General features: G+C 70.5%; 23 protein-coding genes. 8 read left to right on the top strand and 15 right to left on the bottom strand.

All coding sequences use genetic code 11. The features are described 5' to 3' along the window. Nucleotides 1-43 precede the first annotated feature (43 nt). The 6 genes from OV427_RS36565 to OV427_RS36540 are packed head-to-tail and all read right to left on the bottom strand — an operon-like array spanning nucleotide 44 to nucleotide 7632. Nucleotides 44-2446 (bottom strand): hybrid sensor histidine kinase/response regulator, encoded by a 2403-nt coding sequence (locus OV427_RS36565; protein WP_267860856.1) that lies wholly within the window; start codon nucleotides 2444-2446, stop codon nucleotides 44-46. Next, nucleotides 2443-4260 (bottom strand): methyl-accepting chemotaxis protein, encoded by a 1818-nt coding sequence (locus OV427_RS36560; protein WP_267860855.1) that lies wholly within the window; start codon nucleotides 4258-4260, stop codon nucleotides 2443-2445. The genes OV427_RS36565 and OV427_RS36560 overlap by 4 nt, the downstream gene beginning before the upstream one ends. Nucleotides 4261-4267: 7 nt before the next feature. After that, nucleotides 4268-6058 (bottom strand): methyl-accepting chemotaxis protein, encoded by a 1791-nt coding sequence (locus OV427_RS36555; RefSeq protein ID WP_267860854.1) that lies wholly within the window; start codon nucleotides 6056-6058, stop codon nucleotides 4268-4270. Then, a complete protein-coding gene (locus OV427_RS36550) occupies nucleotides 6055-6420 on the bottom strand; it encodes a protein CrdC (RefSeq protein WP_267860853.1) in 366 nt (121 codons plus the stop codon). Before OV427_RS36550 ends, OV427_RS36555 begins: the two co-directional genes overlap by 4 nt. A gap of 3 nt (nucleotides 6421-6423) precedes the next feature. Beyond that, nucleotides 6424-6858, bottom strand: coding sequence for a chemotaxis protein CheW (locus OV427_RS36545; protein ID WP_163998732.1), 435 nt, complete (start codon nucleotides 6856-6858; stop codon nucleotides 6424-6426). A gap of 24 nt (nucleotides 6859-6882) precedes the next feature. Then, nucleotides 6883-7632, bottom strand: coding sequence for an OmpA family protein (locus tag OV427_RS36540; RefSeq protein WP_324290075.1), 750 nt, complete (start codon nucleotides 7630-7632; stop codon nucleotides 6883-6885). Between the two features lie 218 nt (nucleotides 7633-7850). Here OV427_RS36540 and OV427_RS36535 point away from each other — a divergent pair, with 218 nt between their 5' ends. Next, nucleotides 7851-9356: a sigma-54-dependent transcriptional regulator gene (locus tag OV427_RS36535; protein WP_267860851.1), complete on the top strand. Its 1506-nt coding sequence runs from the start codon at nucleotides 7851-7853 to the stop codon at nucleotides 9354-9356. Nucleotides 9357-9408: 52 nt separating this feature from the next. Here OV427_RS36535 and OV427_RS36530 read toward each other — a convergent pair whose 3' ends face one another. Both OV427_RS36530 and OV427_RS36525 read right to left on the bottom strand, forming a co-directional pair. Further along, nucleotides 9409-9717: an AzlD domain-containing protein gene (locus OV427_RS36530; protein ID WP_267860850.1), complete on the bottom strand. Its 309-nt coding sequence runs from the start codon at nucleotides 9715-9717 to the stop codon at nucleotides 9409-9411. Next, nucleotides 9714-10397, bottom strand: coding sequence for an AzlC family ABC transporter permease (locus OV427_RS36525; protein ID WP_267860849.1), 684 nt, complete (start codon nucleotides 10395-10397; stop codon nucleotides 9714-9716). The genes OV427_RS36530 and OV427_RS36525 overlap by 4 nt, the downstream gene beginning before the upstream one ends. A 233-nt stretch (nucleotides 10398-10630) precedes the next feature. Here OV427_RS36525 and OV427_RS36520 point away from each other — a divergent pair, with 233 nt between their 5' ends. Together OV427_RS36520 and OV427_RS36515 are read left to right on the top strand one after the other, a co-directional pair. Further along, nucleotides 10631-12148, top strand: a complete 1518-nt coding sequence (locus tag OV427_RS36520; protein ID WP_267860848.1) for an Hsp70 family protein — start codon at nucleotides 10631-10633, stop codon at nucleotides 12146-12148. A 134-nt stretch (nucleotides 12149-12282) separates the two neighbouring features. Continuing rightward, nucleotides 12283-13524, top strand: a complete 1242-nt coding sequence (locus OV427_RS36515) for an extracellular solute-binding protein (RefSeq protein WP_267860847.1) — start codon at nucleotides 12283-12285, stop codon at nucleotides 13522-13524. A gap of 17 nt (nucleotides 13525-13541) precedes the next feature. On the opposite strand, the gene OV427_RS36510 is transcribed toward OV427_RS36515, so the two are convergent. Next, complete coding sequence (locus OV427_RS36510) at nucleotides 13542-14930, bottom strand: cytochrome P450 (protein ID WP_267860846.1); 1389 nt, start codon at nucleotides 14928-14930, stop codon at nucleotides 13542-13544. Nucleotides 14931-15065: 135 nt separating this feature from the next. Between OV427_RS36510 and OV427_RS36505 the strand changes: the two genes are divergently transcribed. After that, a complete protein-coding gene (locus OV427_RS36505; protein ID WP_267860845.1) occupies nucleotides 15066-16100 on the top strand; it encodes an AraC family transcriptional regulator in 1035 nt (344 codons plus the stop codon). Nucleotides 16101-16110: 10 nt separating this feature from the next. Here the strand turns inward: OV427_RS36505 and OV427_RS36500 are convergent, their stop codons facing one another. The 4 genes from OV427_RS36500 to OV427_RS36485 all read right to left on the bottom strand — a co-directional run bounded on the left by OV427_RS36500 (nucleotide 16111) and on the right by OV427_RS36485 (nucleotide 20581). Next, nucleotides 16111-16986 carry a nucleoside hydrolase gene (locus OV427_RS36500; RefSeq protein WP_267860844.1) on the bottom strand — a complete coding sequence of 292 codons (876 nt, stop codon included), beginning with the start codon at nucleotides 16984-16986 and terminating at the stop codon, nucleotides 16111-16113. A gap of 226 nt (nucleotides 16987-17212) precedes the next feature. After that, complete coding sequence (locus OV427_RS36495; RefSeq protein WP_267860843.1) at nucleotides 17213-18142, bottom strand: zinc metalloprotease; 930 nt, start codon at nucleotides 18140-18142, stop codon at nucleotides 17213-17215. Between the two features lie 220 nt (nucleotides 18143-18362). Further along, nucleotides 18363-19769: a neprosin family prolyl endopeptidase gene (locus OV427_RS36490; protein ID WP_267860842.1), complete on the bottom strand. Its 1407-nt coding sequence runs from the start codon at nucleotides 19767-19769 to the stop codon at nucleotides 18363-18365. A gap of 137 nt (nucleotides 19770-19906) precedes the next feature. Further along, the gene (locus tag OV427_RS36485; protein ID WP_267860841.1) at nucleotides 19907-20581 is read right to left on the bottom strand and encodes an SOS response-associated peptidase; all 675 of its coding nucleotides are present in this window, start codon (nucleotides 20579-20581) and stop codon (nucleotides 19907-19909) included. Nucleotides 20582-20680: 99 nt separating this feature from the next. On the opposite strand from OV427_RS36485, the gene OV427_RS36480 reads away from it, so the two are divergent. The 4 genes from OV427_RS36480 (at nucleotide 20681) to OV427_RS36465 (ending at nucleotide 24202) form a co-directional block, all read left to right on the top strand. After that, a complete protein-coding gene (locus OV427_RS36480) occupies nucleotides 20681-20896 on the top strand; it encodes a hypothetical protein (RefSeq protein WP_267860840.1) in 216 nt (71 codons plus the stop codon). 50 nt (nucleotides 20897-20946) lie between these two features. Then, a complete protein-coding gene (locus OV427_RS36475) occupies nucleotides 20947-21624 on the top strand; it encodes a hypothetical protein (RefSeq protein ID WP_267860839.1) in 678 nt (225 codons plus the stop codon). 286 nt (nucleotides 21625-21910) lie between these two features. Beyond that, complete coding sequence (locus tag OV427_RS36470; protein WP_267860838.1) at nucleotides 21911-22750, top strand: sulfotransferase domain-containing protein; 840 nt, start codon at nucleotides 21911-21913, stop codon at nucleotides 22748-22750. Nucleotides 22751-22798: 48 nt separating this feature from the next. After that, on the top strand, nucleotides 22799-24202 hold the full coding sequence (locus OV427_RS36465) for an APC family permease (protein WP_267860837.1): 1404 nt from the start codon (nucleotides 22799-22801) through the stop codon (nucleotides 24200-24202). 53 nt (nucleotides 24203-24255) lie between these two features. On the opposite strand, the gene OV427_RS36460 is transcribed toward OV427_RS36465, so the two are convergent. Both OV427_RS36460 and OV427_RS36455 read right to left on the bottom strand, forming a co-directional pair. Further along, complete coding sequence (locus OV427_RS36460) at nucleotides 24256-25467, bottom strand: alpha/beta hydrolase family protein (RefSeq protein ID WP_267860836.1); 1212 nt, start codon at nucleotides 25465-25467, stop codon at nucleotides 24256-24258. 40 nt (nucleotides 25468-25507) lie between these two features. After that, complete coding sequence (locus OV427_RS36455) at nucleotides 25508-26548, bottom strand: hypothetical protein (RefSeq protein ID WP_267860835.1); 1041 nt, start codon at nucleotides 26546-26548, stop codon at nucleotides 25508-25510. Between the last annotated feature and the right edge of the window lie 133 nt (nucleotides 26549-26681).

The raw sequence follows: 26681 nt of genomic DNA, 5'->3' as shown, positions 1-26681 counted from the left end.
CAATGCGCGGGACTGTCCTCAGGACGTTGAGGGGTGGAGCCTGTCAGCCCAACAGGCGCCCCACCACATCCACCAGGTCCTGTCGCACCAGGTCGCCCTTGGTGATGTAGCCGTCCGCCCCGGCCGCCAGCCCACGCCGCCGGTCCGCCTCTCCACCACGCGTGGTGAGGATGACGACGGGCAGGCGGGAGTGGGTGGGGTGTCCCTTGAGGAGCCGGGTGAGCTCCAGGCCGTCCACGCCCGGCATCTCCAGGTCCGTGACGACCAGGTCCAGGGCATGGACCTCCACCTGCTCCAGGGCCTCGGCGCCGTCGCCGGCCATGACGGTGTCGTACCCCACCGCCTCCAGGAGGTTGGAGATGAGCTCCCGGGTGAGGGGCGAGTCGTCCACCACCAGGATGCGCCGCTTGCGCGACTGGACGCCCGGAGGCGCCGAGCGGGGCAGCCGCAGGGGGGCCGTGCCGTGGGCGCTGGAGGTGAGGTAGGCGGCCGACAGCACCATGGCCAGCCGCCCGTCCGCCAGGGACGTGGCACCGGTGAGGTGGGCGAAGCGGGCGAGCACGCCCCGCACGGGGAGGATGGCCTGGACGCGCTCCTCCAGCACCCGGTCCACCACCAGCGCGGCGGCCCCGCCCTGGCTGCGCACCACCAGCGCCAGCTCTCCTTCCCGGACGGGGCGCTCGGGCGCCAGGCCCAGCAGCGAGGCCATCGGGGCGAGCGGCAGCACCCGGCCCTCCACCAGCAGGGAGGGACGCGCGGCCACCTCGCACAGGTTCGACGACTCCACCTTGAGGGCGCGCGAGACGTGGGTGGCGCTCAGGGCCAGCGTCTCCTCCCCCACCTGGATGAAGAGCAGCGGCGCCACCGTGAGGGACACGGGCACCCGCACCTCGAAGATGGTGCCCCAGCCGGGCGCGGACTCCACGCCCACGTCGCCGCCCAGGCCCTGGATGGAGGTGCGGACGGCATCCAGCCCCACTCCGCGACCTGACAGGTCGGTCACCACCTCGCGCGACGTGAAGCCGGGGAGGAAGATGAGCTCGCGGGCCGCGGCGTCCGACAGGGCGTTGGCGGCGCTTTCGTCCAGGAAGCCCTTGCGCACGGCCACCCGGCGGAGCTGGACCGGGTCCACCCCCATGCCGTCGTCCTCCACGCGCAGGACGATGCGGCTGCCCTCCCGCGCGGCGCGCAGCGTGAGACAGCCCCGGGGCTTCTTGTCCGAGGCCACCCGCTCCACCCGCGTCTCCAGCCCGTGGTCCAGCGCGTTGCGCACCAGGTGCATGAGGGGCTCGCGCAGGGCCTCCACCACCGCCCGGTCCGCGCGGGTGTCCTCGCCGTCGACGACGAGCTCCACCTCCTTGCCCAGTGCGCGAGAGAGGTCTCTCACCATGCGCGGATAGGGCTCGAAGAGGACGGACAGCGGGAGCATCCGCAGCGTCTGCACCTCCTCCACCACCATGCCCAGGTCGCGCAGCTCCGCGTTGGACAGCAGCTTGGACTCGCGGTGGAGCGCGGCGGCCAGCTCCTTGGCCGTCCCCAGCCGCGCGGCCAGCGCCGCGCCTACGGGCCCCAGGTCCTCCGCCTCGCGGGCCAACTGGCTCAGCTCGCGCGCCAGGGCCAGGCGTCGGGCGTTGGCCAGCTCGCGCCGCCGCGCCACCTGCGCGAGATTGGTGACGGCGCTGGTGAGCACGTCCAGGCTCGCCACGCCGATGCGCACCGCCGTGTCCGAGCGCGCCTCGGGCTGGCGGGCCGCCGTCGCGCCACCGGCGGGCCCACGCGTCGGCGCGACAGTGGGTGCCGGCAGGCCGGACAGCGTCGAGGCGGCGATGGCCGCGGCGGTGGCGGGGGTCGACACCACCGCGACGCGCGGAAGCGCCACATGCCGGTGCGGGCCAGGCACGCCCTTGTGCGGAGGCGCTGCCCCCGGCGTGGCTCCCGTGCGCGAGGAAGTCCCGGCCCCAGCGCCCCTGACCTCGGGCCCCCCCTGGGGCACGACTTCCGCGGCGCCCGCCCCGGATGCGGACGAGGACTCCGGCGTGGGGACGACGAGGAGGGCCACGCGGTCCGCCTCGGAGCGGATGCAGGCCTGGAGCGACGCGACGAGCGTGTCCACGCGCGGCGGCGGGTCCGCGGAGGGCAGCGCGCCGGACAGCACGAGTACGGCGTCGGCGGCCAGGAGCAGCGCGTCGGCGGACGGGGGCGCGAGGCTGTAGCGCTGCGCCTCGGTGCAGCGGACCAGTTCCTCCATCTCGTGGACGAGCGCGTTGATGTCGTCGAAGCCCATCATCCGGGCCTCGCCCTTGAGCCCATGCAGCTCGCGCAGCACACCCCGCCCGGCCTCGGCATTCGCTCCGGCCTCCAGCTCCATCAGGGCCCGGTTGATGCGCTCCAGCCGCACCGTCACCAGGTCCCGGAACTGCTTGAGCAGGCGGTCGCTCGGGTTCACCCGCCATCCTCCCGGAGCGTGTCCCTGCCAATCTGGAAGCGCTCCACCACGCCGCGCAAATCCCTCGCCAGCACCAGCAGGTCCGTGTTGGCGGTGCTCACCTGCTTGGTGGCGTTGAGGCTCTGCTGGGTGATGCGGAGGATGTCCGCCATCGTGTCCGCGAGCTGGTCCGTACCCGTCTGCTGCTGCTGCGTGGCCAGGGAGATGCTGCGCACCGCGTCCGACGTCTGGCCGGCCAGGTCCACGATTTGCCGCAGCGACTCGGACACCTGCTGCGCCAGCGTGGTGCCCGTCTCCACCGCGCGCACGCCGCCCTCCGTCGCGGACACGGCCGCGGCGGACGCCTCGCGCACCTCCTCGATGAGCCCTTCAATCTCCTTGGTGGACTCCAGCACGTTCTCCGCCAGGCGCCGCATCTCCGCGGCCACCAGCGAGAAGCCCCGCCCCACCTCGCCCGCCTTCGTGCCCTCCAGCTCCGCGTTGAGCGCCAGCAGGTCCGACTTGTCGGCCACGCCGTTGATGAACTCGACAATCTTGCCAATCTGCTGCACGCGCTTGTTGAGTCGCACCACCGCGGAGGCAATCGCGCCGTTGTCCTGGCGCATGCGGGCCATGGAGCCGAGGAAGGCCTCCGCGCTGCCCTGCCCCTGCTCCGCCGCGCCCAGCGTGCGGTGGGCGATTTCCGCCACCGAGCCCGCATTCTCGGCAATCTGCCGCGCCGAGCGCGCCAATTCCTCCGTGGTGGCGCTCGTCTCGTCCAGAGAGCTGGCCTGCTCCGCCGCGCCCGCCTCGTAGCGCCCGGAGGTGGAGAGGATTTCCTCCGTCGTCGCGGAAATCTGCGCGCCGGCGCGCTGGAGCTGGGACATGACGTCCGCCAGGTGCGCGCGCATGGTGGTGAAGGCGGCGGACACGTCCCAGACCTCGTCCTCGGCGGGCACCACGCGCGGGCTGGCCAGGTCACCCTCGGCGATGCGCCGCGCCTCGCCGGACAGCTCGCGCAGGGGCCGGCCCAGCAGCGTGCCGCCCAGCCACGCGGTGGTCAGCGCCAGCCCGAAGACGAGCGTCACCAGCAGGCCGCCCGAGGTGAGCGCCTCCATGCGCAGCGTCTCCGCCAGCGCGAGGGACGCGTCGGGGCTGGACTCCGCCATCAACTGCTTCAGGAGCCGATCCCCCAGCGCCGAGGCGAGCCGGGCGGAGAGCACCGCGGGCGTCACCACGCAGATGAACGTGAAGGCCACCAGTCGCGCGCGAATCTCACCCCGGCGGGGCATGGCGGCGATGAGCTGCGAGTGCGACATCCCCAGCTCCGCCAGCCACAGCACCACCTTGCGCGAGCGGAGGATGACGAGGCAGTGGACCATCAGCGCGGTGAGCGGTCCGAAGAGCAGCCCCAGCCCCGCGATGCGCCCCGCCACCCAGGGCTCAACCTCGCCCACGCCCCACATGACGCCGCCCAGGGAGACGGTGGTGAGCAGCCACAGCCCCAGCGAGCCGAGGAAGGCGTCGTCCGGGGCGCGCGTCACCTCGGCCACCGCTGCCGCCAGCTTCTCCGGCGTGGCGGGCTCGTCCCCGCGCTCCAGCCCGCGCAGGGTGCGCAGCCGGCCCAGGGAAATCGCCGCGCCCGTCAGCAGCGTCACGGCCGTCAGCCCCGCCCCCATCCACCCGAAGAGGTCCATCACCGGCGCCAGCTTCTCGGCCAGGGTGAGGGAGGCGAAGTGCAGGCTGAGCACCGCCCCCACCAGGTTGGCCAGGGGGATGGGAATCATCAGGTGCCGGCTGAACGAGGCCCGCCGGGGGCCGGTGCGCGTCGTCATGGCCCCCTCACACCCTCTCCCCGGCGCCCACGTGGAAGCGCTCCACCACCCGCTTCAAGTCCCGGGAGAGCGAGGCCAGGTCCGCGTTGGCCGCCGCCATCTGCTTGGTGGCCGCCGAGTTCTGCTCCGTGACGCGCAGGATGTCGCCCATGGCCGCGGCGAGCTGGTCCGTGCCCGTCTGCTGCTGCTGCGTGGCCAGGTGGATGCTGCGCACCGCGTGCGACGTCTGCCGCGCCAGCTCGAGGATGAGGCTCAGGCTCTCGTCCACCTGGGCCGCCAGCACCGTGCCCGCGTCCGTCGTCTTCAGCCCCGCCTCGGTGGCCATCACCGCCGCGTGCGTCGCGTCGCGAATCTCCTCGATGAGCTGCTCAATCGCCTTGGTGGAGCGGATGACGTTCTCCGCGAGCCTGCGCATCTCCGCGGCCACCAGCGAGAAGCCCCGGCCCACCTCGCCCGCCTTGGTGCCCTCCAGCTCCGCGTTGAGCGCCAGCAGGTCCGACTTGTCGGCAATCTCGTTGATGAACTCCACCACCTTGCCAATCTGCTGCACGCGCTTGTTGAGGCGCACCACGGCGTCGGCGATGGCCTGGTTGTCCTCCTTCATGCGCTGCATGGCGCCGAGGAAGGCGGCCGCGCCGCGCTGGCCCGTCTGCGCGGCGGCGAAGGTCGTCTCGGCGATGGTGGACACGGACTCGGCGTTGCCCGCTATCTGCGTCGCCGAGCGCGCCAGCTCCTCCGTGGTGGCGCTCGTCACGTTGAGCGAGCCGGCCTGCTCGTCCGCGCCGGATTCCTGCTCTCCGGAGGTGGCCACCAGCTGCTCGGTGGTGGTCGAAATCTGCAGGCCCGCGCGCCGCAACTGGGTGAGGGCCTGCCCCAGTTGCGCCTGCATCTGGGCGAAGGCGGCTGACGTGGCCCACACCTCGTCCTCCGCGGCGATGACGCGCGGCGGACGCAGGTCTCCCTGGGCGATGCGCGTGGCGTCCTCGGTGATGGAGCGCAGCGGCTCCGCGATGACGGTGCCGCCCAGGTACGCGGTGAGCATCACCAGCAGGGCCACGAGTCCCGACACCGCCATCCCGGTGCTGTCGCGGACCCCCTCCTTCGCGGCCACCTTGTCCTCGGGCGAGGCCGTCGCCACCACCTGGTCCACCGCGCGAAGGGTGCGGGAAACGGAGGCGTCGAGGATGAAGAGGGACGGGCTGAGCACGGCGATGGCGGTGAAGAGCACCATGCGCCGGCGGATGTGCATGCGCCGGGGCGGCACCGTGGCCACCACCTCCAGCGGCGACAGCCCCTGCGCGGCGACCCACTCCACGGCCTTGCGCCCGCGGCGCGCCACCAGCAGGTAGATGAAGAGCGCGCTCAGCGGCCCCAGGGACAAGCCGCCCAGGACGATGCGCAGCCCCAGCGTCCACTCCGCGCCCGACCAGGGGACGAAGAGCGCCGCCAGCAGCAGCGAGCCGACCACCCAGTTCTGGAGGACGAAGGCGAAGCACCGCTCGGGGAAGACGCGGGCCTCCAGCAGCGCGTCGCGCAGATGCTCCGGCGTCGGCGGCAGCCGCGCCTCGCCCAGGGCGTACAGCACGCGCAGCGAGCGACGGCTGTGCACGCCGATGAGCCAGAGCGACAGCGCCAGCATCAGCCCCAACTGCCCGAGCATCAGGCCCCAGGAACCCTCCGGAAGCGCGTCCGTGGAGAACGCCTGCAACAGCCCCAGCCCCGCACCCACGGCGGTGCCCAGCAGCGCCGGACGCGCCGTCCACCGGGCCAGCCCCCTCAAGCCTTCCGGCGCCTTCATTCCCCCTCCACGAGTCCGCGCAGGAAGCGCTCGAAGTCCACCAGCCCCACCAGCGGCCACAACCGGCCCTGCACCAGGACGAAGCCTCGCAGACTCCCACCCGACGCGGCCACCGCCACCGGCGGCGCGGGCAGCAGCCGGTGCGGCTCGGCTTCAATCTCCAGCGTGTCCACCCCCACCGCCCCACCCGACGCGGTCACCAGCACGCGGGCGGCGCCGTCCGGGGCATGGAAGGCCCTGCGGGCGGAGGCCGCGTCCCGGCCCTCCGGCGAGGCGATGGCGGCCACCTCGTGCGCGTGGAAGGCGAGCCGGTGCGGCCCCGCGTGACACAGGAGCATGCCGCACACGTCAGGGGGGCCCATGACTCAGGCGCCCTGGCTGAGGTGGTCGAAAAGGCCTTCGGGGTCGATGACGGCCACGTCCCGGGGTCCGCTCTTGGCGGGGCCGCGCAGGTGGACGTGGACGCCCGTGGGGCCGAGCGGATCCAGCGTGCCCGTCACCGGGGAGACGCCAGCCACCGTGCTGGCCGTGAGGGCGAGGGTGCCGCGGGGCAGGCGCACCAGCACCGCCCGGCGCGACGACTGACTGGCGCCGCCCACCAGCAGGCCCATGTCCACCACCGGGATGACCTCTCCCCGGTGGGCGAACACGCCTAGCAGGTGGGCTGGAGCGCCCGGCACCCGCGTGAGCTCGGGGAAGGTGACGACCTCCGCCGCTGTCTCCGCGGGGACCGCGTACCAGCTGCTACCGCAGGCAAAGACGAGATACGACTGACGCGCTTCCGGCTCGTGGACGGCCATGACGCGCGTCAGCCTACCCCAGAACTAGCGCTGGAACTCGACGCGCCGGTTCTCGGACCACGACTCCTCGCTGGAGGCGTTGGCCACGGGGCGGGTCTCACCATAACCCACCGTCTTCAGCTGGTTGTTCTTCACGCCCAGGTCCGTCAGGTACCGCTTCACGGAGGCCGCGCGGCGGTTGGACAGCTGGAGGTTGTACTCCTCGGTGCCGCGCTCGTCCGCATGCCCGGCGAGCGTGAGGGCGCCCTGCTGGCCCGACTTCATGCAGGTGGCCAGGTCCGACAGGCGCTGCTGGGCCTCGGAGGACAGCGAGGACTCGTTGAAGCCGAAGCGGATGGGGCTCCAGTCGCACTTGTCCGCGGAGGCCGTCACGCACTTGCCGGCCTTGCACTCCTGGCCCTCACCGCAGTCGGTGTTGGCGGAGCAGGTGTCCGCCGGCGCCTGGCAGCGGCCGGCCTGGCACTTGCCACCACCGCACGCCGAGTCATCCTTGCACTGCGCCTCGGCGCACTTGCCGGCCTCGCAGATGCGGCCGCTGCCGCAGGCCGCGTCCGTGGTGCACTCCGGCGGCTTGGGGGCGCACTTGTTGGCCTGGCAGGCGAAGCCCTCCTTGCAGTTCGCGTCGGTGGCGCACTCCTGGCACGTCCCCTGGACACAGACCTCGCCCTTCTCGGTGCAGGTCGAGTCGTCCTTGCAGTTGGGGTACGAAGGGGGGCAGCCGGTGAGCACGGCCATGGCGAGGGAGAGCCCCGCCCAAAGGGTAATCCGACGCATCATTCCTCCCGAATTCGTGAAAAACGAATACACGCCCGCTCGCGCGGGCAGGTGCGACGCGTCTAGTCGCAGTAGGGCAGGCGAGTCAAAGCATTTGTCCCATCCGTGACACCGGGCGCGAGCCCGGAAACCCTTGAATCTCCAAATATTTTCCGTGAAATTGTGTCATCCGCCCGCGTGGGGCCGCGCCCCGTGGCCCGCCGCCGGGAAGGCCCGCCATGCCCGCCTCCGTCCTCATCGTCGATGACGAAAAGAACATCCTTCTCACCCTGAGTCAGTCGCTGCAGCTGGCGGGGTACCAGACGCACCTGGCCAGCAGCGGGCAGGTGGCGCTGGACGTGGTGAGCGCGCGCCCGGTGGACGCGGTGCTGATGGACGTGAAGATGCCGGACATGGACGGCCTGACGGCGCTGGCGCGGCTGACCGAGCTGCGGCCGGAGCTGCCCGTCATCATGATGTCTGGCCACGGCACGATTGACACGGCGGTGAAGGCCACGCAGCTGGGGGCGCGAGACTTCCTGGAGAAGCCCATCGCCCGCGAGCGGATGCTGGTGGCGCTGCGCAACGTGCTCAAGCACCAGGCGGCGATGGAAGAGTTGCAGGAGCTGCGGGCGCAGCTCGGGCGCTACGACATGGTGGGCAGCGGCCCGGCCATGCAGCGCATCTTCTCCCTCATCCAGCGCACGGCGCCCTCGGAGGGGCGGGTGCTGATCACGGGGGAGAACGGCACGGGCAAGGAGCTCATCGCCCGGGCGCTGCACCAGCACTCGCGGCGTAAGGGCCAGCCCTTCGTGAAGCTCAACTGCGCGGCGGTGCCGCACGAGCTCATCGAGAGCGAGCTGTTCGGCCACGAGAAGGGCGCCTTCACCGGCGCGGTGAGCGTGCGCCGGGGCAAGTTCGAGCTGGCGCACGAGGGCACCCTCTTCCTGGACGAGATTGGCGACATGCCGCCGGCGATGCAGGCCAAGCTGCTGCGCGTGTTGCAGGAGGGCGAGCTGGAGCGCGTGGGCGGCGCGGAGACGCTCAAGGTGGACGTGCGCGTCATCGCGGCGACGAACAAGAACCTCGAGAAGGAGATTGCCGCCGGGCGCTTCCGCGAGGACCTCTACTACCGCATCAACGTCGTCCAGATTCACTCGCCGCCCCTGCGCGAGCGGCGTGAGGATTTGCCGGACCTCATCAACACCTTCCTGAGCGAGGCCTGCGCCAAGAATGGGCGCCGGCCGCTGACGCTGTCACCCGATGCGCTCGCGGTGATGAGCGCATACGACTACCCCGGCAACGTGCGCGAATTGCGCAACCTGGTGGAGCGGCTGGCGATTCTCTGTGAAGGACCGCTCGTCACCCGGACGGATGCGCTGGAGTTGCTGCCCCGGGGCCGAACGCTGATGCCGCCCGAGAGCGCACCGGCGCCTGCCAACGCCCTGCCCTCTCCCGGCTCGGAGGCCGCGCTCGCGGCGGCCGCAGCCCAGCCCGCTCCGGCGCTCGGCGTGCCCACGCCGCTGCCCGCAACCATGCCTCCGGTGCAGGCGGGCTTCCGCCCCCGAGCGGACCGCACCTTCCGCGAGCAGGTGGAGGACGCGGAGCGGGACATCATCCAGCACGTGCTCGCGCACACGCACGACAACGTCACCGAGGCCGCGCGCATCCTCGACCTCGAGCGCGGGCATTTTTATAAAAAAATGAAGGCGCTGGGCCTGCGGCGCGGACAGTCGGAGTCGTAGACCGTCCCAGCTCGTCCTTTGTCACCAGGAACTCCTCTTTCGGCCGGGCAGCCTACGCAACGCCGAGCATCCGCAACACCGCGGCCGTCCCCGCCGCGGCGACCACCACCACCACGAAGGGCAGCCGGAACCAGGCCAGCACCGCGCCCACGGCCACACCGGCCGGACGGGCCACGCCCCCGAAGCCGCCATTCGACGTGAGCGTTGCCGTGGCCACCAGCGCGGAGAGCAGCGCAATCGCTGACAGCGTCAGCAGGCGCTGGACGTGCGCGGACACCTGGATGCGCTGGCTGAGCAGCGGGCCGGCGAGCCGGAACGCGTACGTGCCGGCGGCGAGGAGCAGGATGGGGAGCAACGTCATCGCAGGGCCACCGCCAGACCGAAAAGCGCCAGCAGCACCGGCAGGCCCGCGGGAAGAAAGGGCGTGGTGACGAGCGCGATGGCGGCGCCCACCAACGCCACGTTGCGCGCCACCGCCGCCGCGCGCTTCGACTCCACCGTATCGGCCGAGGCTCGCAGAGACGGCAGCAGCAACGCGAACATCGCGGCGGGGAATGCGGCATCCAGGCCCAGCGCATCCGGGTTCCCCAGGGCCCGGCCCGCCAGCGCGCCCACGAGCACGCCGATGTTCCACGACACGAACAGCGTCCCACCGCAGAGCCAGTACGCGGCGCGCCGCTTCGCGGGGTCCTGCTGCGCGAGCGCGAAGGCCACCGACTCGTCCACCATCAGGTGCGTGCCAATCAGCCGCATGGGCCAGCTCCGGCCGAGCACGTCGGAGACCACCATGCCGAAAGGCAGGTGCCTCGCATTCAGCAGCAGCCCGGCGAGCACCGCGGCCACGGGGCTTCCACCACCGGCCACCACGCCCACCACCATGAACTGTGAGCCGCCCGCGAAGACCAGCATCGACATGGCCGAAGCGAGCCAGACGGACACGCCCGCCGCCACCGCGATGGCGCCAAAGGACACGCCCACCACGCCCGCCGCCGCGGCGATGGCGGCGACATCACGGACCAGTGCGCGGTCAACGTTCGACATGGCGGCGCATGCTACACGCCGCTCCACACCTTCCCGCGTGGAATCCCACCACGTCGCGGCGGAGTCCCGGGCCGCGTCACCCAGCAGGTCCGGCAACCCGTAAGCCTGGAGCACCGGGCAGAGACCTGGAGTGGGAGCAGCGGGCAGCCAGGCGCACAGGGCCCCGCCATTCACACGGGCGGGGCACTTCGGTGGCTGAAGCGGACCTCCGGACGTGGGAGACTTCCGCGCGTATGAGCACGGCCTCCATCCTCGGCATCGACTTCGGGACCACCAACACCTCGGCGGCCTTCTTCGACAAGACGGGCAAGCTTCGCGTCGTGCCCGTGACGGACAAGAGCTTCACCCTGCCCTCGGTGGTGTGGTTCCACGCGGCGGACAAGTCCATCGTCGGGCACGCGGCGCGGCGGCAGATCATCGACGACCCGAGCCATACCGTCTTCGGCGCGAAGCGCTTCCTCGGGCGCCGCTTCCAGTCCGAGTACGTCACCCAGCACAAGGACAAGTACGCCTTCGAGCTGATGGAGGCCCCGGACGGATACACCGCCGTGAAGATGTACGGGAAGATGACCTCGCTCACCGAGGTCGCCTACCTCATCATCCGGCAGATGCTCACCCTGGCGAACCACGCCGCCGGCGAGCCCTTCCGCGAGTGCGTGCTCACCGTGCCCGCCCACGCCAGCATCCGCCAGCGCGAAGCGGTGCGGCAGGCCGCCGAACAGGCCGGCCTCCAGGTGCGCGCCATCATCAACGAGCCCACCGCCGCCGCGCTCTACTACGCCAACCTGCGCAACCCCGAGCAGACCGTCATGGTGTTCGACCTGGGCGGCGGCACCTTCGACGCCACCCTGCTCGCCGTGCAGAACAAGGTCGTCAAGGTGCTCGCCACCGGCGGTGACGCCTTCCTCGGCGGCGCCAACTTCGACGAGCGCATCGTCGAGATGCTCGTGGCCGACTTCCAGAAGAAGCACGGCATCGACCTGCGCGGCAACAAGGTCGTCATGCAGCGGCTCGTCTTCGCCGCCGAGTCCGCGAAGATGTCCCTCAGCCAGCGCGACGCCACGGTGCTGCGCGTGCCCTGCATCGCCCAGAAGGACGGCGGCTTCATCGACTTCGACTACACCCTCACCCGCAAGCAGCTGGAGGAGATGGTGTTCCAGCTCGTCGAGCGCAGCGCGTCCGCGTGCGACGACGTGCTGGAGCGCGCGAAGCTGAAGGCGGACCAGATTGACGAGCTCGTCATGGTGGGCGGCCAGACGCGCATGCCCGTCATCCGCCAGCGCTTCGGGCACTTCAAGCGGCTGTCGTCGGAGAAGGAGGTCCACCCGGAGCTGGGCGTGGCGGTGGGCGCGGCCATCCTCGGGCGCAACCTGGCGCGCGGCATCTCCGGCCTGGCGGACGTGGTGCCCATGCCCATCGGCATCATGGTGCCCGGCGGCGCCCAGCACGAGGTCATCCCCGCCAACACCCCCGTGCCCGCCACGAAGTCCATCTCCCTGGAGCTGCCCATGATTCCGGGCCCCATCTCCGTGGCCCTCTTCGAGTCGCTCGACACCACCACCGTGGAGCGCGAGCTGCTGGGCACCGTCCGCATCGACCTGGACTGGCGCACCACCCACAAGGGGCCCACCACCCTGGAGCTGCGCATGGGCCAGGACTTCGTCCTCAACGCCGCGCTCGTCTCGCCCCAGGGCGCCCGCCACCCGCTGCCCATCACCGACCTGCGCGCGCCCAAGCGCGCCGGCACGTAGCGCCTCCGGGCGCTCGCGCGCCTGGAACGTGCTCCACCTGACACTCGCGCACCACTTCCGTACCGCCGGCGGAATGCCTCGCACGGGGCCTTGCCAGTCTACCTGCCTCCCACTCCCTCCAAAGAGGCTGCATCATGATGAGGCACAGAGCCCTGGGCTGCATCGTCCTGCTCACCGTATGCGCGTGTGCGGGCCAGCAGAAACCTCCGCCAGCGCAACCGCGGCCACTCAAGGCCGTTCTCTTCCCCTACATCCCGGACTCTGCGGGGGACGGGTTCTCCTCTCTCAAGCAGGCCCTCGAGAAGGGCTTCGAGCAGAAGCATCCGGACATCGACCTGACCGTCGTCATCGACAAAGACGTCGACCTGTATGACCTGGACGACGGCGGCGCCCTGAATCGCCTCCTCGGAGAAGGCACCGAGGCCGCCCAGGTCGTCGAGGTCGACATGCTGCTGCTCGGTGACCTGGTCTCCAGGGGATGGATTCAACCCGTGCGGCTCGCCAGCGCGGATGTCCTTCCGAGCGCACGACAGGCAACGGCCATCCAGGGCACCAGCTATGCCGTGCCCACGTATCTCTGCTCGCATGTCGTCTACACCGGCAATCCAGACATCGCGTCGGCCACGGATGGCCAATCCCTCACCCGAATCCTCTCCAGCATGCAGCCCGGCCGGACGCCCCTGGTGAGCAACTACAAGGGGAGCTGGAACCTCCCGTCCATCTACCTGGATGCCTGGGCGGACACCCACTCGGCGGATGGCCTCGAGCAGGCCCTCGCGCTTCCGCTCGACGCCAAGACGATGAGCGTGCTCGATGAGGTCGTGGGCACCTGCGCTCCGGACGGGGCCACGAACCCCTGTCTCGATGGCAGCTACGACGAAAATACCCGGGCCGAAGAAGCCTTTGCCCAGGGGAAGGCCAACGGCTTCATGGGCTTCACCGAGCGTCTGTTCTTCATCCGGAAGAGCAACCCCGCGATGCCCCTGCCCCGAGCCATCTCAGGGCCACTCGGCGGTGGAACCCATCCGACCCTGTTCGTGGATGGGCTGGTCTTCAACGCGAAGTGCTCCGGGGAATGTCTCCAGGCGGCTCAAGCCTTCGCGACCTACATGAGCACTCCAGAAGTGCGCGCGCTCATCGCCTTCAGTCAGGATGCCCCGCCGGGTGCATCGCCGCGCTACCTGCTCCAGGCCAGTCAGCCCTTCTACAAGAAGACAGCCGCCGCCTCCGACCCGATGTATCAGCAATTCATCCTGTTCCTGGACACCGCCAGGCCCTATCCCAACCAGGGCTTCCCGGCGGTGCGGAAGGCGCTTCAGCAGGCCCTCATCAAGGAATTGCAGCCGGGGCCCACGCCACCTCCCAGCGCACAGTGAGCCGATGGCGCCCGGGCTCAGGCCGTGCGCAACTCCAGACTCATGGGCAGGCCGCCCTTGGGTCGCAGGGTGATGAGCGGCTCGGGCGTCAGCACGTGGCCGGGGACGCACCTCGGCCGGTAGCGCTGGGCCACGGTGGCGAGGATGAGCTGGGCCTCCATCATCGCGAAGCCGTTGCCGATGCACTGGCGCGGCCCGCCGCTGAAGGGGAAGTACGCGTAGCGCGGCCGCTGCGCGGAGGCCTCCGGCGAGAAGCGCTCCGGGAGGAACTCGTCGGGGCGCTCCCAGAAGTCCGGGTGGCGATGCGTGACGTAGGGACTGACATCCACCAGGGTGCCGCCCGGAATCCGGAAGCCGCCGATGACGTCGTCCTCCTTCACGGCCCGGCTGTAGACGTACGCGGGTGGGTAGAGCCGCATCGCCTCCTCCACCACCATGCGCGTGTAGCCCAGCCGGGGCACGTCCCCGGCCGTGGGCAGGCGCCCGCCCAGCACCGCGTCCAGCTCGGCGTGCAGCTTCGCCTCCACGTGCGGGTGCTGCTCGAGCAGCGCCCATATCCAGCTCATCGTCGTGGCCGTCGTCTCGTGGCCGGCCACCAGCATCGTGAGCACCTCGTCGCGGAGCTGCTCGTCGGTCATCGCCTCCCCGGTCTCCTCGTCCCGCGCCAGCATGAGCATGGAGAGCAGGTCGCCCCGGTCCTCGTCGCGCTGGCGCCGCTCGGTGATGAGCTCCATCACCGTGCCCCGTAGCGCCCGGCTCGCGGCGCGGAACTCGCGGTCATACCGGGTGGGCAGCACCGGCGGCAGCAGGCGCATCGTGCGGAAGCGCGTCGTCGTCTGCTCGCTCAGCACGTTGAACGCGCCCCCCACCACCGCCACCTTGTCCCCCACCGAGGCCCCGAAGAGCGCCTCGCCGACGATGGTCAGCGTCAGCCGCATCATCTCTTCCACCATCGTCACCGGCTCACCGCGCGCGGCGGGCGCGGCCCAGCGCTCCAGCATGGCGGCCGTCGCCCGCGTCATTCCCTCGGCCATGGCGGAGATGCGCTGCCGGTGGAAGGCGGGCTGGGCCAGCCGCCGCTGCCGCAGCCAGAAGGAGCCCTGACTCGTCAACAGCCCGTTGCCCGCGACGCGGCTCACCAGCCGGTACGAAAGGTGGTCCTTCGTGTAGTTCTCCACGTGGTCCTGCAGCACGCGGCGCACCCCGTCCGGGTGACTGATGAGGTGCGACGTCATGGGGCCCACCCGGTAGCGGGCCACGTCCCCGTACTGGCGCGCCGTGCCCAGCAACAGGCCGAGCACGTCACGGCGCGCCTCGGGCAGCACGCCCAGCAGCAGGTGTCCCCGGGGGCCCGGGGCGATACGGGGAACGGTGGTGTCCGGTGAGCGCACGGCGGTGGTCGTCATGTCGGGTCTCTCCTTGCGCTCCAAGACATGGCGCGAACGGGCGACCGGTGCATTGTCCGCCGCCGCCAACCCGTTGTCTCCCACCGCCAGGGCACATTGCGGCCCCTCCCCCGCTGGGCCATGCTCCCCCACCCGATGCGTCCGCAGACGCTCCAGTCCTCCATCTTCCGCACCCTGTTTCGCGTCGGGGAGTCGCTCGACATTCCGCGCGCGCGCCTGCTCGAGGCCACCGGCGAGACGGAGGAGCGGCTGGCTGCCCCGGACACCCGCGTCTCCTACGAGGCCCTGCGCCGCGTCTGGGAGTTGCTCGTCTCCGTGGGAGGTGCCTGGCCGCTCGGCGTGCGGCTGGCGGAGTCCCTGGAGCCCACCCACTTCGGCCTCGTGGGCTACGTGCTCGTCAACAGCCCGGACCTGCGCACGGCCATGGTGCGCTACTGCCGCGTCAACACCCTGCTGGACCCGCGCACCGGGTGGTCCACCACGGCCACGCCCTCGGGAATGCGCGCGGAGCTGCGGCTGCACCCCGAAGACGCCTGGGCGGTGAAGCTGCGGCACCCGCCCGAAGGGCTGCTGCTGAGCCTGGTGGCCACCGGCCGCGCCCTCACGGGAACGCACTGGAGTCCCCGCCGGGTCCGCTTCGCGCACCCGCGCCATGGCGCCTCTCCGGCGGTGGAGGACTTCCTCGGTGTCCCCGTCGAGTACGACGCGAGCGCCTACGTCATGGAGGCGGATGAGCCCATCCCCTCGCTGCCCATCCGGCACGCCGACATCGACCTGGGCAACCTCCTCCATGCTCGCGCCGAGGCCGCGCTGGCCGACGCCCACGCCGCCGAGCGCCGCACGTGGACGGAGCGCGTCAGCGAGGTGCTCGCCGCCCAGCCCCGCACGGGAGAGCAGGGCCCGGCGGAGGTGGCCACCCGCCTCGCGGTGAGCGAGCGCACCCTCCAGCGCCGCCTGCGGGAAGAGGGCGCCTCCTTCGCCAGCCTCGAGGACGCCGTGCGTAGGGAGCGCGCCTTCCAGCTCCTGCGCGACGGACAACTGGCCCAGTTCGAGATTGCCTTCCTGCTCGGCTTCAGTGACGCCAGCGCCTTCACCCGCGCGTTCCGGCGCTGGAGCGGTGAGACGCCGCTGGCCTGGCAGAAGGCCCATGTGGCCCGGCCGGTGTCCTGAAAGCCCGGCCTCAGGCGCGCACGAAGGTCTGGAAGAAGCGCTCCCGGTCCACGGCCACCGAGATGGACGTCTTCGAGCCAGGCGCGGGCTCCGAGCCCCACTCGCCGCGCTCGCGCACCACCTCCACCGGGGCCCAGGTGACGATGTCCCGGTCGATGGCCGCGCACGCCGCGATGGGGTCATGCAGCAGCTTCCCCGCCGGCCGCTCGCGCAGGTAGTGCTCCATCGCCTCGAACACGAGCGCCAGGCCCGCCGTCGCGTCCCGGTGGGGGCGCATCCGTTCGTGGAAGGCGACGTCGTACGCCACGCCGTGGGTGACGTTCTTCGACACGAGGTCCCTCGAGCCGATGCGCTCCGAGGACAGCGCGAGCAGCGCCCCCTTCGGGTCTCCGTTGAAGTTGAAGGTGGGGCAGGTGCGCAGGCCGGCGAACTTCGGGAGCCGGTGCTCCGGCGGCACCACATTGTCCCCCGCGAAGCCGCCCTGGGCCACCCAGCGCACCAGCCGCGCTTCGGGATGCTCGTTGAGCAGCAGCCGCAGGTTCTGCAGCGGCGCCCCCGTGAGCAGCGCCGCGTCCGGATGCTTCGCCAACGTGAGGGCCAGCACCTCGTGCGCCAGCGCATCCGGCTCCGCGGAGGCCACCTGCCCGAGCCACGCCCCGTGGAAGCCGGAGACGCTGTCGCGCTCCGCGCCCGGGTTGCGCGCGCCCACCGGCACGTCGCCCCGGCCCGCGCGGGAGAGCAGGTGGCGCACCAGCCCCACCTGGGCCCGCGAGCCGGGCGTCACCGTCACCGCGCGCAGCGCCACGTCCGGATGCGTGGCCAGCAGGCAGAGCGTGAGCGCGTCGTCCGGGTCGCTCGTCTCCATGTCGAAGAGAAGGTCCAGCATCTTGATTCCGTCACCAGGCAGGGCCCGGGGCGCGGAGTCCCTCGCGAGGGCACCAGCGTGGCGCCTCCCCGAGAGTCTCGCCAGGGCGTTCGAGCGTCCCAGACGCGCGGGCCCCCTCCTCCTGACGGGACCGGGCCTGCCGCCCGTGCCCGCCCCGCGTAAAGACAGACGCCACCGGGACTCGAGGGCCCCGGTGGCGTCAGGTGTGGCTCGGCTCAGCCCGCGACTACTTGTTGTAGCGGTACGCGCTGAACATCTGGTCCATGCGCGTGTCCTGGCCCGTCGTGAAGCGGTCCATGCAGGAGTCGTCCGTGTAGTCCATGAAGTTGTTGATGGGGTCCACGCCCGTGCCGTTGCACGTGTCGCGGCCGGCGGGGCAGCCGTACGCGGCGCTGCGCTCGGCCGGCGTGTCGGAGACCTCGTCGCCCGTCTTGGCGCAGCCACCCTGGAACGTGTGCCACAGGCCCATCCAGTGGCCAATCTCGTGCGTCGCCGTGTCGCCCAGGTTGTAGGGCGCCGCCGAGCCGCCCGGCACCGACGAGTGCAGCATCACCACGCCGTCATCCTTCGGCGCGCCGGCGTACCAGTTGGGGAAGGTCGCCCAGCCCAGCAGGCCGCCGCCCGGGTTGCAGGTGTAGAGGTTCAGGTCGTCCGCGGTGCCCTGGCGGAGCGCCGTCTTCATCGCCGTCTCCACCGAGACGACGTCGCAGGTGTTGAACCAGCTGCTGTTGGTCGTGCGCGTCGTCGCGACCAGGTTGAACTGCCAGCCCCAGGCGCTGTACGCGTTGTTGAGCACCGTGATCTGGTCGTTGATCATCTGCGCCGTCAGGTCACCGTTGTTGACGCCGGTACCCTGGTTGATGACGTGCCAGTAGACGTTGATGGTGCCACCCGTCACCGAGGCGCCGCCGCCGCCACCCGGCTTCTTCTCCGCGCTCCCGGAGAACTTCGCCAGGTGCTGCTTGACCTGCTGCGCCTCCGCGTCCGTCAGCGGGCGCGTGCCGCAGCGGGAGCCGTCGGCACTGGCGCGGTGCGACAGGCCCTGCTGCTCGGTGGACTCCGCGCTCTCGGGTGCCGGCGTCGGCTCCTCCTTGGAAACACAAGCCGTCGCGAGGAAACATGCACTCAGCACACCGAATCGGGAGAGACCCTTCATTGATACGCCTCCAAGGCGGAAAAGACGGAGCGCCGACCGCGGCCCACCGCTGGAGGAGATTATCGGTTATTGGGGCTCCGAGGTTTCCACCCGCACGTCTTTTTTCCCAACCCACTGAACATCTTTCCGAGATTCCGGGGCTGCCGCACCGCGAGTCCCGGCCGTGCGGGTGAAGCGGGTGGGCTCGCAGCGCCCACCCGCTTCCCACCGCGAGGGGTGGCTACATGCAGTTGGCGTTGTAGCCAGTGCCGCCGAAGAAGAAGTAGCGGCCCCAGTTGCCCGGGTCATTGCCCAGCGAGATGTCGTAGCAGTACGCGTCGTCGCGGTACGCGGTGAGCCCGGACGGGTCCGAGTAGACGTTGCTCGTGTTCACGTAGAGCAGGTTCTTCTGGTAGGCCGCGTACTGGAACCACGAGGCGGGATACGCGCCGCTGCCCATGTCCGTGGACGTGTGCAGGTTGAGGTTCCGGTTGTCGATGATTTCGCCACCGAAGTCGATGGACCAGGCGTTGTTCGCCAGGCCGTTGGTGTCGAAGCGGGTGCGCGGGTAGTAGCCCACCCAGATGTCGCCGTACTTCAGCCACCATGCGCCCGCGGTGCCGTCCTTGTACCAGAGCAGCTTGAACTCGTACTGCGTGCCGCCGGAGGTGCTGTAGTTGCTGAAGGCCCCGCCGATGGGGACGGTGTTGTTGACCTGGACGAACGCGCCGCAGCTCAGGTTGTAGCAACCGCCGCTGCCGTAGTTGTCCGGCGTGAAGTAGATGAACAGGCGCGAGTTGTCGTCGCCGTACAAGTCCCGGTACTTCTGCCAGCCGGCCTCCACCGTCTCCAGCGAGGCGCCCGAGCCGCGGACGACCCACATCTGAGACAGGCTGAACTCGCTGGTCAGCTCGGTGTACGGGTTCCAGACGTTGAAGATGCTCTCGGCGCCCATGTTGTCCACCCACTGGTGCGCGTGGGCGTACTGGTGCTGCGCGGTGGGGCCGTTGCGCGGCGGCTCGATGCCCTCGAAGCCGCGGGGCTTGCCGGTGTCCTCGGGGAGCCGGCCAGCGAGGTGGTTGGGCACCTTGCGGCGGAACTCGTCCAGTGTCTCGAAGCGCTTCAGCGTCTCCAGCTTGAGCTTGACGATGGGCACGGTGCCCTCGGGGCAGCGGCGCATGTTGCCCGCCGCGTCCACGTCACCGGGGCCGGAGAGGCCCGCCTCGAGCGTCGTGGGCCGCGTGTCGCGCCCGGGCGACGCCGGGTCCGCGGCGATGGCCGTCGGGTCCGGCGACGGCAGGGTGCTCGGCGCCAGCTGGATGCGGTGGTTCTCCATGCCGGGCTGCCGCAGCGCGGGCTGCAGGTGCAACGGGACGCAGTCGATGTCGTCGCCCCCCCGGCTCCGGAAGTGGTGCACCACGTCCTTCGCGTCGTAGAGCGACTCGAGGTACTTCTCCATCCGCGCCAGCTCCTTGCCGTCGCGCACGCGCTCCACCAGCCCGAAGCTCGCGGACGAGGACTCCGGAGCAGCCGCGGCCTCCGCCTCTTCCCCGGCGCAGCCCACGAGGCCCAGCCCCACCACCGAGACGATTCCGAGCCGCACCAGCCAGCGCTGCTCGGGACGACGGGTCTGCTTCGCCTTCTTCATGGAATGCCTCTCGACAGACAACGGGTTGAATCTGCCATCGACGCGATGTCTGAATATCGCGCCAAAGCCGACTTAGCCTGAAGGTCTGACAAAGACTTCCGAGAGCGTTCAGGAGGCGACAGCGCCTGAGGTGCGACTCAGGCGGCGACGCGCTCCACACATGCGGGCGTGTCGTTGGCGGGCGAGTTGACCACGCGGTCCACCTCGTACACGTCCAGGGTGTCCTCGGAGAAGGGCACCAGCAGGGGCAGCAGCACGGCGGCGTCCTGCGGCTCCGGGCGCAGCCACACCTCCTGCGATTGGGGCGAGAGGATGACAGGCATCCGGTCATGGATGGGCGCCATCAGCGCATTGGGGCCGGTGGTGATGATGGTGCAGGTGTTGAGCACCTCGCCGGTGTCGGGCGCCGTCCACTCCTCCCACAGGCCGGCCAGGGCCAGGGCCCTGCCGTCCTTGCGGTGGAAGTGGAACGGCGTCTTCGGTTTGGTGGATTGCTTCCACTCGAACCAGCCGTCCACCAGCACCAGGCAGCGGCGCTTCTTGAGGGCGGAGCGGAAGCTGGGCTTCTCCGCCACCGTCTCGCCGCGGGCGTTGATGAGCTTGCTGCCGATGCTGGCGTCTTTCGCCCACGAGGGGATGAGGCCCCAGCGGAAGGTGTCCAGCATGCGCGCGCCATCATTGGGCACCACCGGCATCAGCTGGGTGGGGCACAGGTTGTAGCGCGGCCGGTCCACCGAGGCGCGGATGCCGGCGAGTCCCAGCTCGGCCACGAGCTGGTCGGGAGAGGTCCTGACGGTGACACGTCCACACATGGCCGGGGATTATCGCCCCGTCTGGCGCCGTGCCCAAAAGGAAGTCGCGGCCGGAGTGCCAGGAAGCAGGCGGACGGCCGTCGCGGTAGACTGGCGGGCATGAGCAACGACAGCGGTTCGAACTTTGGGAAGCCGTCGGAGCCGAAGAAGAACCCGAAGGTGTTCGGCGTGCCGGTAAAGATAGACCCGTACGCGTCCGTGCGGCCGGACCACCCCACCGGGGAGTACGGCATGCCCGACAAGAAGAAGAAGCGGGACGACGCGCCGTTCGACCCGTTCGCCGTCGTCATCGAGTCACCGAAGAGCGGAGGCTGAGCCCCGAAGCCGGTGCCTTGCGCGCGCGCCCTGGTCTACAACGGCGCGCCATGAACCGGTCCGCGCTGGTGTCCGCCTGTCTCGCCGTCTCCGTCCTCGCCTGCTCCGAGCGCCCGTCGGGCGCCACCGTCGATGCCGGGGCGCCCCCCGTGCAGGCCGCTCCCAAGGAGCCCGGGGCCGGGGCCCCGGAGCCCACCGAAGCCGTCGATGCGGGGTTGCAGGATGCGGGCCCGCTGGCCGGAGCCCCCGCCACGCCGGACGCGGGGAGCGCGGCATGTTCGGCGGGCACGCTGAGCGCGAAGACGCTGATTCCGATTCCGCCCCCGCCGCCCCTCGTGGAGGGCATGCGCCGCCGCATCATCGCCGCCGCCGTGGCGTGCGACTACGCGGCGCTCGCGAAGCTGGCCGACGAGAATGGCAAGGGGCTGCGCTTCAGCTTCGGTGACGGCAAGGACCCGGCGGCGGCCTGGCGCAAGGCGGAGCAGGAGGGAGAGCCCGTGCTGGCGAGGATGGTCCAGGTCCTCAACCTCTCCCCCGCGAAGCAGGGCGAGCTCTACTTCTGGCCCGCCGTGCACGTCACCGGCGCGGAGAGGGACTGGAAGGCCGTGGTGGGCGTCTACCCGGAGAAGCAGCTCCAGGCCATGAAGGAGGGCGGAACGGGCTACCTCGGCCTGCGCGTGGGCATCAGCGCGAAGGGAGACTGGCAGCTCGCGGTGTCTGGAGACTGAGTGCCCGGGTTGCCCCGCCTCGGGGGGAATCGCTTTCAGGCCAGTCATGTTTGCCTTTCGAGGCCCCAAGCCCGAAGGAGCGATACATGCGAGGGTTCATCTACGTGGCCGACCGGGGTGCGGAGGAGTCCGGACACGAACGCATTGTGAAGTTCGCCCCCATACCCTGAGCGTGGAGGCAGGAGTCCTCGCCCCCTCGGAAGCAGTGGGTATATTCTCGCGGGCCCCACGCTTCCGAGATGACTCGCCTGAGGTCCTGCCCATGCGGTGGCCGACGAAACTCCTTTTGACTTTGCTCACCCCGCCGGTCGCGCTCGCCGGCCTGATCTACAACCTGGGACAGCGGTACCGGGAGATGCTCCGCTACCGGCTGGAGTTCCGGCCCCAGCCCGCGGACATCTTCATCGCGACCTACCCGAAGTCCGGGACCACGTGGATGCAGATGTTGTTGGTGCAGTTGCTCAGCGGGGGGCTCGCGGAGTTCGACCACATCTGCCAGAAGTCGCCCTACTTCGAGGCTGTCATCCGCTCGGGTCGCTTCGACTTCCTGGAGAAGCTGCCGTCACCCCGGGTGTTCAAGACGCACATGTACTACGAGATGCTGCGGCCGTCGAAGGAGTCGCGCATCATCTTCATCACCCGCGATGCCCAGGACACCTTCGTCTCCTGCTACCACCACGCGGAGCTGGCGCTGAAGTTCCGCTCGCCGTTCGACCGGTTCATCGACGGCATGGTGCGTGGGAGAGGCGTCTTCGGCAGCTGGTACGGCTACATGCGCTCGTGGATGCCCCACCGGAATGACGCCAACGTCCTGTGGGTGCGCTACGAGGACATGAAGCAGGACCTGGAAGGCCAGGCGAGGCGCGTCGCCGCGTTCCTCGGCATTCCCGTGCCGGAGGAGCGCCTGGCGGACATCCTGGAGAAGTGCAGCTTCGCGTACATGCGGCAGCATGACCCGAAGTTCGACTTCCGCCTGTCGATGCACGAGGAGTCCCCGGGCCACTTCATCCGCCAGGGCGGCTCGGGGACGCGGCCCCAGTTCCGGGAGGAACACGTCGCCGAGCTGGAGCGGAACCTGACGAAGCTCCGGGGTGACCTCAGCATGAGCGAGACGGAGCGCTTCTAGCGCGCCCCAGGGCATTCGAATCCCACCGCCGGACTATGCTCGCCGGCCATGAGCCCCTCCCCTCCTCCAGATGAAGCCGGAGCCCGCTCCGGCGAGCCGCGTGACGGGTATGCGCGTCGCGTCGGCCTCTTCTCGGGTGTGATGCTCGTCATCGGGGGCATCATCGGCTCGGGCATCTTCCTCAACCCCGCCATCGTCGCGCAGCGCGTGCACACGCCGGGGCTCACCCTGGGGGTGTGGCTGCTCGGCGGCGGGGTGGCGCTCATCGGGGCGTTCGTCTACGGGGAATTGGGGCAGCGCATTCCGAAGGCGGGCGGCAGCTACGTCTACCTGCGCGACGCCTTCGGCCCGCTGCCGGCGTTCCTCAACGCCTGGGGAATGATGCTGATGATTGCCACCGGGGCCATTGCCGCGGTGGCGGTGACCTTCGCCAACTACACCCTCGCGCTGACCGGCCTCGGGCCCGACTTCCGCTTCCCGCTCGCCGTCGGTGCCATCGTCCTGCTCTCCGGGGTGAACTACTTCGGCGTGCGCCCCGGCGCGCTCACGCAGAACGTCTTCACCGTGCTCAAGCTGGTGGCGCTCGCCGTGCTCATCGGCGCCGGCCTGCTCCTCGCGGGCCCCTCTCCCGCGGTGGAGGCCGCCGCCACGCCGCGGGCGCCCGACTCCATCGTGCTCGCCCTGGGCGCGGCGCTCGTCCCGGTGCTCTTCAGCTACGGCGGGTGGCAGCAGACGAACTTCGTGGCCGAGGAGATGGTGGACCCCGAGCGCAACCTGCCGCGCGCCCTCCTGCTCGGCGTCATCGGCGTGGTGACGGTGTACCTGCTCGCGAACCTCACCTACCTGCGCACGCTCGGCGCGGGCGGGCTCGCGGCGAGCAGCGCCCCGGCGGCGGACGCCCTCGGCCAGTTGCTCGGCCCCGCGGGCCGCACCTTCATCACCGCGGGCGTGGCCCTCTCCACCTTCGGGTTCCTCAACCTCGTCATCCTCGTGTCGCCCCGCGTCTACCAGGCCATGGCCGCGGATGGACTGTTCTTCCCCCAGCTGGCCCGCCTGCACCCGCGCTACCGCACGCCCTCCACGGCCATCCTCTTCCAGGCAATCTGGGCCATCCTCCTCACGGGCACGGGGACGTACGGCGAGCTGCTCGACTACGTCGTCTTCGCCGACTGGCTCGTCTTCGGCGCCACGGCCGCCACGCTCTTCGTCTACCGCGCCCGTGAGCGCCAGGGACGCATCCCCCGCGTCGCGTACCGCGTGCCCGGCTACCCCGTCACCCCGCTCCTCTTCATCGCGGCCGCGCTGTACGTCGTGCTGGGCTCGACGGCCTCCAACCCGCTCAACGCCCTCAAGGGCACGCTCCTGCTCGGCGCGGGCGTGCCCGTGTTCCTGTACTGGCGTCGGCGCACGGCCGGGCGGGCAGCGGCTCCGGCGGCCGTGGGAGAGCCGTAGCCTTCACCTTCGACAGCACGGCACGAAGCAGCGCTACCGGAGGAGCGGTCCGCTCAGCGGCAGGCGGGAGCGCCGGTGTCGGACCAGTTGCAGTGCTCCTGCGCGGAGTACGTGAAGACGTAGTCCTGCGCGGGTGCGTCCCCGCCACCTCCACACGCGGAGAGGAGCGGCGTCGTCGCGCTGGCCTCCAGGGGGACCACCGCGCGCCCGCCGCAGCCCTTCCAGTTGCCCAGGCCGAGCGCGTCCTGCGTCGTGGGGAACGCGAGGGCCCGCGCCACGGCCCCGCCGCTCTTGAGCGAGTAGCCCGCCAGCGCCTGGATGCGCCGGGCCACCGCCCAGAGGTCGTGCCCGTTGTCCCACGAGCCCGGGGGCGCACCGCTGTACCCCGCGGGCAGGGAGTGGCCCGCGTTGAGCCACTGCCCGTCGCAGCCGTCGCTCTTCACGAGCTGCCAGCTCTTCTCCTGCAGGTTCGCCGGCAGCTTGTTCCAGATGTCGTTCACCGCGATGAGGGGGTCGTTGGTGTCGTCGTCCGCGTACACCTGGAGCACCGTCTTCACGTCGACGGGTAGATCCCGGTAGTGGTCATTGGTCGCCGTCGGGTTCTCGAGGTTGGGGTACGAGAACCAGGGCGCCATGATGAACATGAAGCGCCCCGCAGTGCCCCACGCGGCGGTCAGCCCGTTGTGCGTCGGGTCCACGAAGGCGCGGCGAGCCAGCTCCGGCGTGGCGCCACCGCCGAAGGAGTGGCCGATGAAGCCGACCCGGGTGACATCGAACCGCGTGCCGTACTGCCTCGCGGCCGCCACGAAGCCCTCCCACAGGGTGTCGTACTGCGTGCGGCGCGGGCCCGTGTTCATGTACGGCACGAACACCACGTTGTACCCGTTGCTCGCCAGGCGCCGGAGCAGCGGCCCCACGTGGGTGTGGTCCGAGCCGCCATACGCGTGGGAGTAGAACAGCACCGGGTATGTGTTCCGGTCGTCGGGCCGGTAGACGGTGATGGGCATCTCCGGCCAGAGCGCGTTGGGCACGTCGGACTGCACGCGCACGGCGAGCGGCCCCTGGGTGCCGTACAGCGTCGGCTCCGTCGTCGCGCCCGTCGTCGCCACCTCGGGGCCATACGGCCGCGGCGCGCAGACCGCCGCCGCGGTGCCCACCTCCTGCTCGGCGACAGCGACGAGCGCCTCGTCGCCGGTGCCTTCAGACGCCGTCCCACAGCCCGTGACAGCAAGCACTCCAGCCAGAATCCACCATGAATGAGTCATGGGGCTCTACAACACGGGCCCGGCGGAAAGGTTTCGCGCGTCACCAGCCCGGCGCCACGGGGTTCGGCACGGCCTGGACGCGGAAGCGGCTGCGCACCAGCTCCACGTAGCTCTTGTCTTCGATGAAGATGGAGCAGATCTGCCCCAGCCCATGTTCGGCACCGTCCTGGACCATGGGCGCGTAGACGAGCCAGAAGTTGAGCGTGTCGGAGGAGATGGAGGAGTCCGACATCGTCGTGCCCAGGCTGACCCGCGTCACGCCGGCCAGCGCACCCGGCACCTGGAACTTCTCGGAGTAGGACTGGCCGCCCGTGCCGGTGAATCGGCCGTAGTTCACGACGTTGGCCACCGAGGGCGCTTCCCGACTGCACCTGTCGTAGGCCGCCCCGTCCCTGCCGGTATTGCAGTAGCACTTGTTCATCGGGCCCGTGTTGAGCTCGATTTCGTAGGGCTCGAGGCGGACCACCCGGTCCTCCAGCTGCTCCTTCTCGCGGTCGACCCCGTCTGGCACCAACCGGACGACCCGGTAGCCGATGAAGAGCCCGCTGCCATCCAGCACCAGCGTGTTCTCGGCGTTGCCTCCGACGGAGGCCGTGATTGGGAGGTTCTGCTCCGAGGCCGCGGCCCGGATGCTGGCCTCCATCGTCGACTTGTAGGTGAGGGTGATTCGCCCCGCACGGAGCCCTTCGTACAAGAGCCCCTGGCCCGAGCCGAGCTCGACATTGGCGAGCGACTTGACCCGCTCGATGGTCAGCGAGGTGAGGCTGATCTTCACCCGCTCGGAGCCCGAGCCCGTCAGCTTGAGGTAGCGCGCGATGGCTCCCTCGACTCCGGCGGAGAGCGATTGGTCGGACTCGAGCGACGCCACACTCTGGGTGCGGACGCGGTTCTCCTCGGGTTGTCCCGCGCCGTCAGGACCGACGCCCTCCATCCAGAGGGCCCCGATGGGGATTTCCGCGCGGGGAACGGTCAGCGATTGAAACCCCTTGGGTACGGCACCGCCGCCCTGCCCGAACCCACTGCCACCACCCGACGTCTTGCAACCCGCGGCGAGCAGCACCGCGAGGAAGAGCCACGACATCCGTCCCAATACCACCTCCGAGAACAAGAGGCGGTGAGTAAGCCGTGGTTTCACGGGTGCGGCAAGAGACACCCGCCACGAGCCAAGGAGACTCCTGCCAGGCCGGATCCGTAGCCCGAGGCCGCGTCTGCCT

Source organism: Pyxidicoccus sp. MSG2 (assembly GCF_026626705.1).
Lineage (GTDB): Bacteria > Myxococcota > Myxococcia > Myxococcales > Myxococcaceae > Myxococcus.
This window is presented reverse-complemented; position numbering and strand designations above follow the sequence as displayed.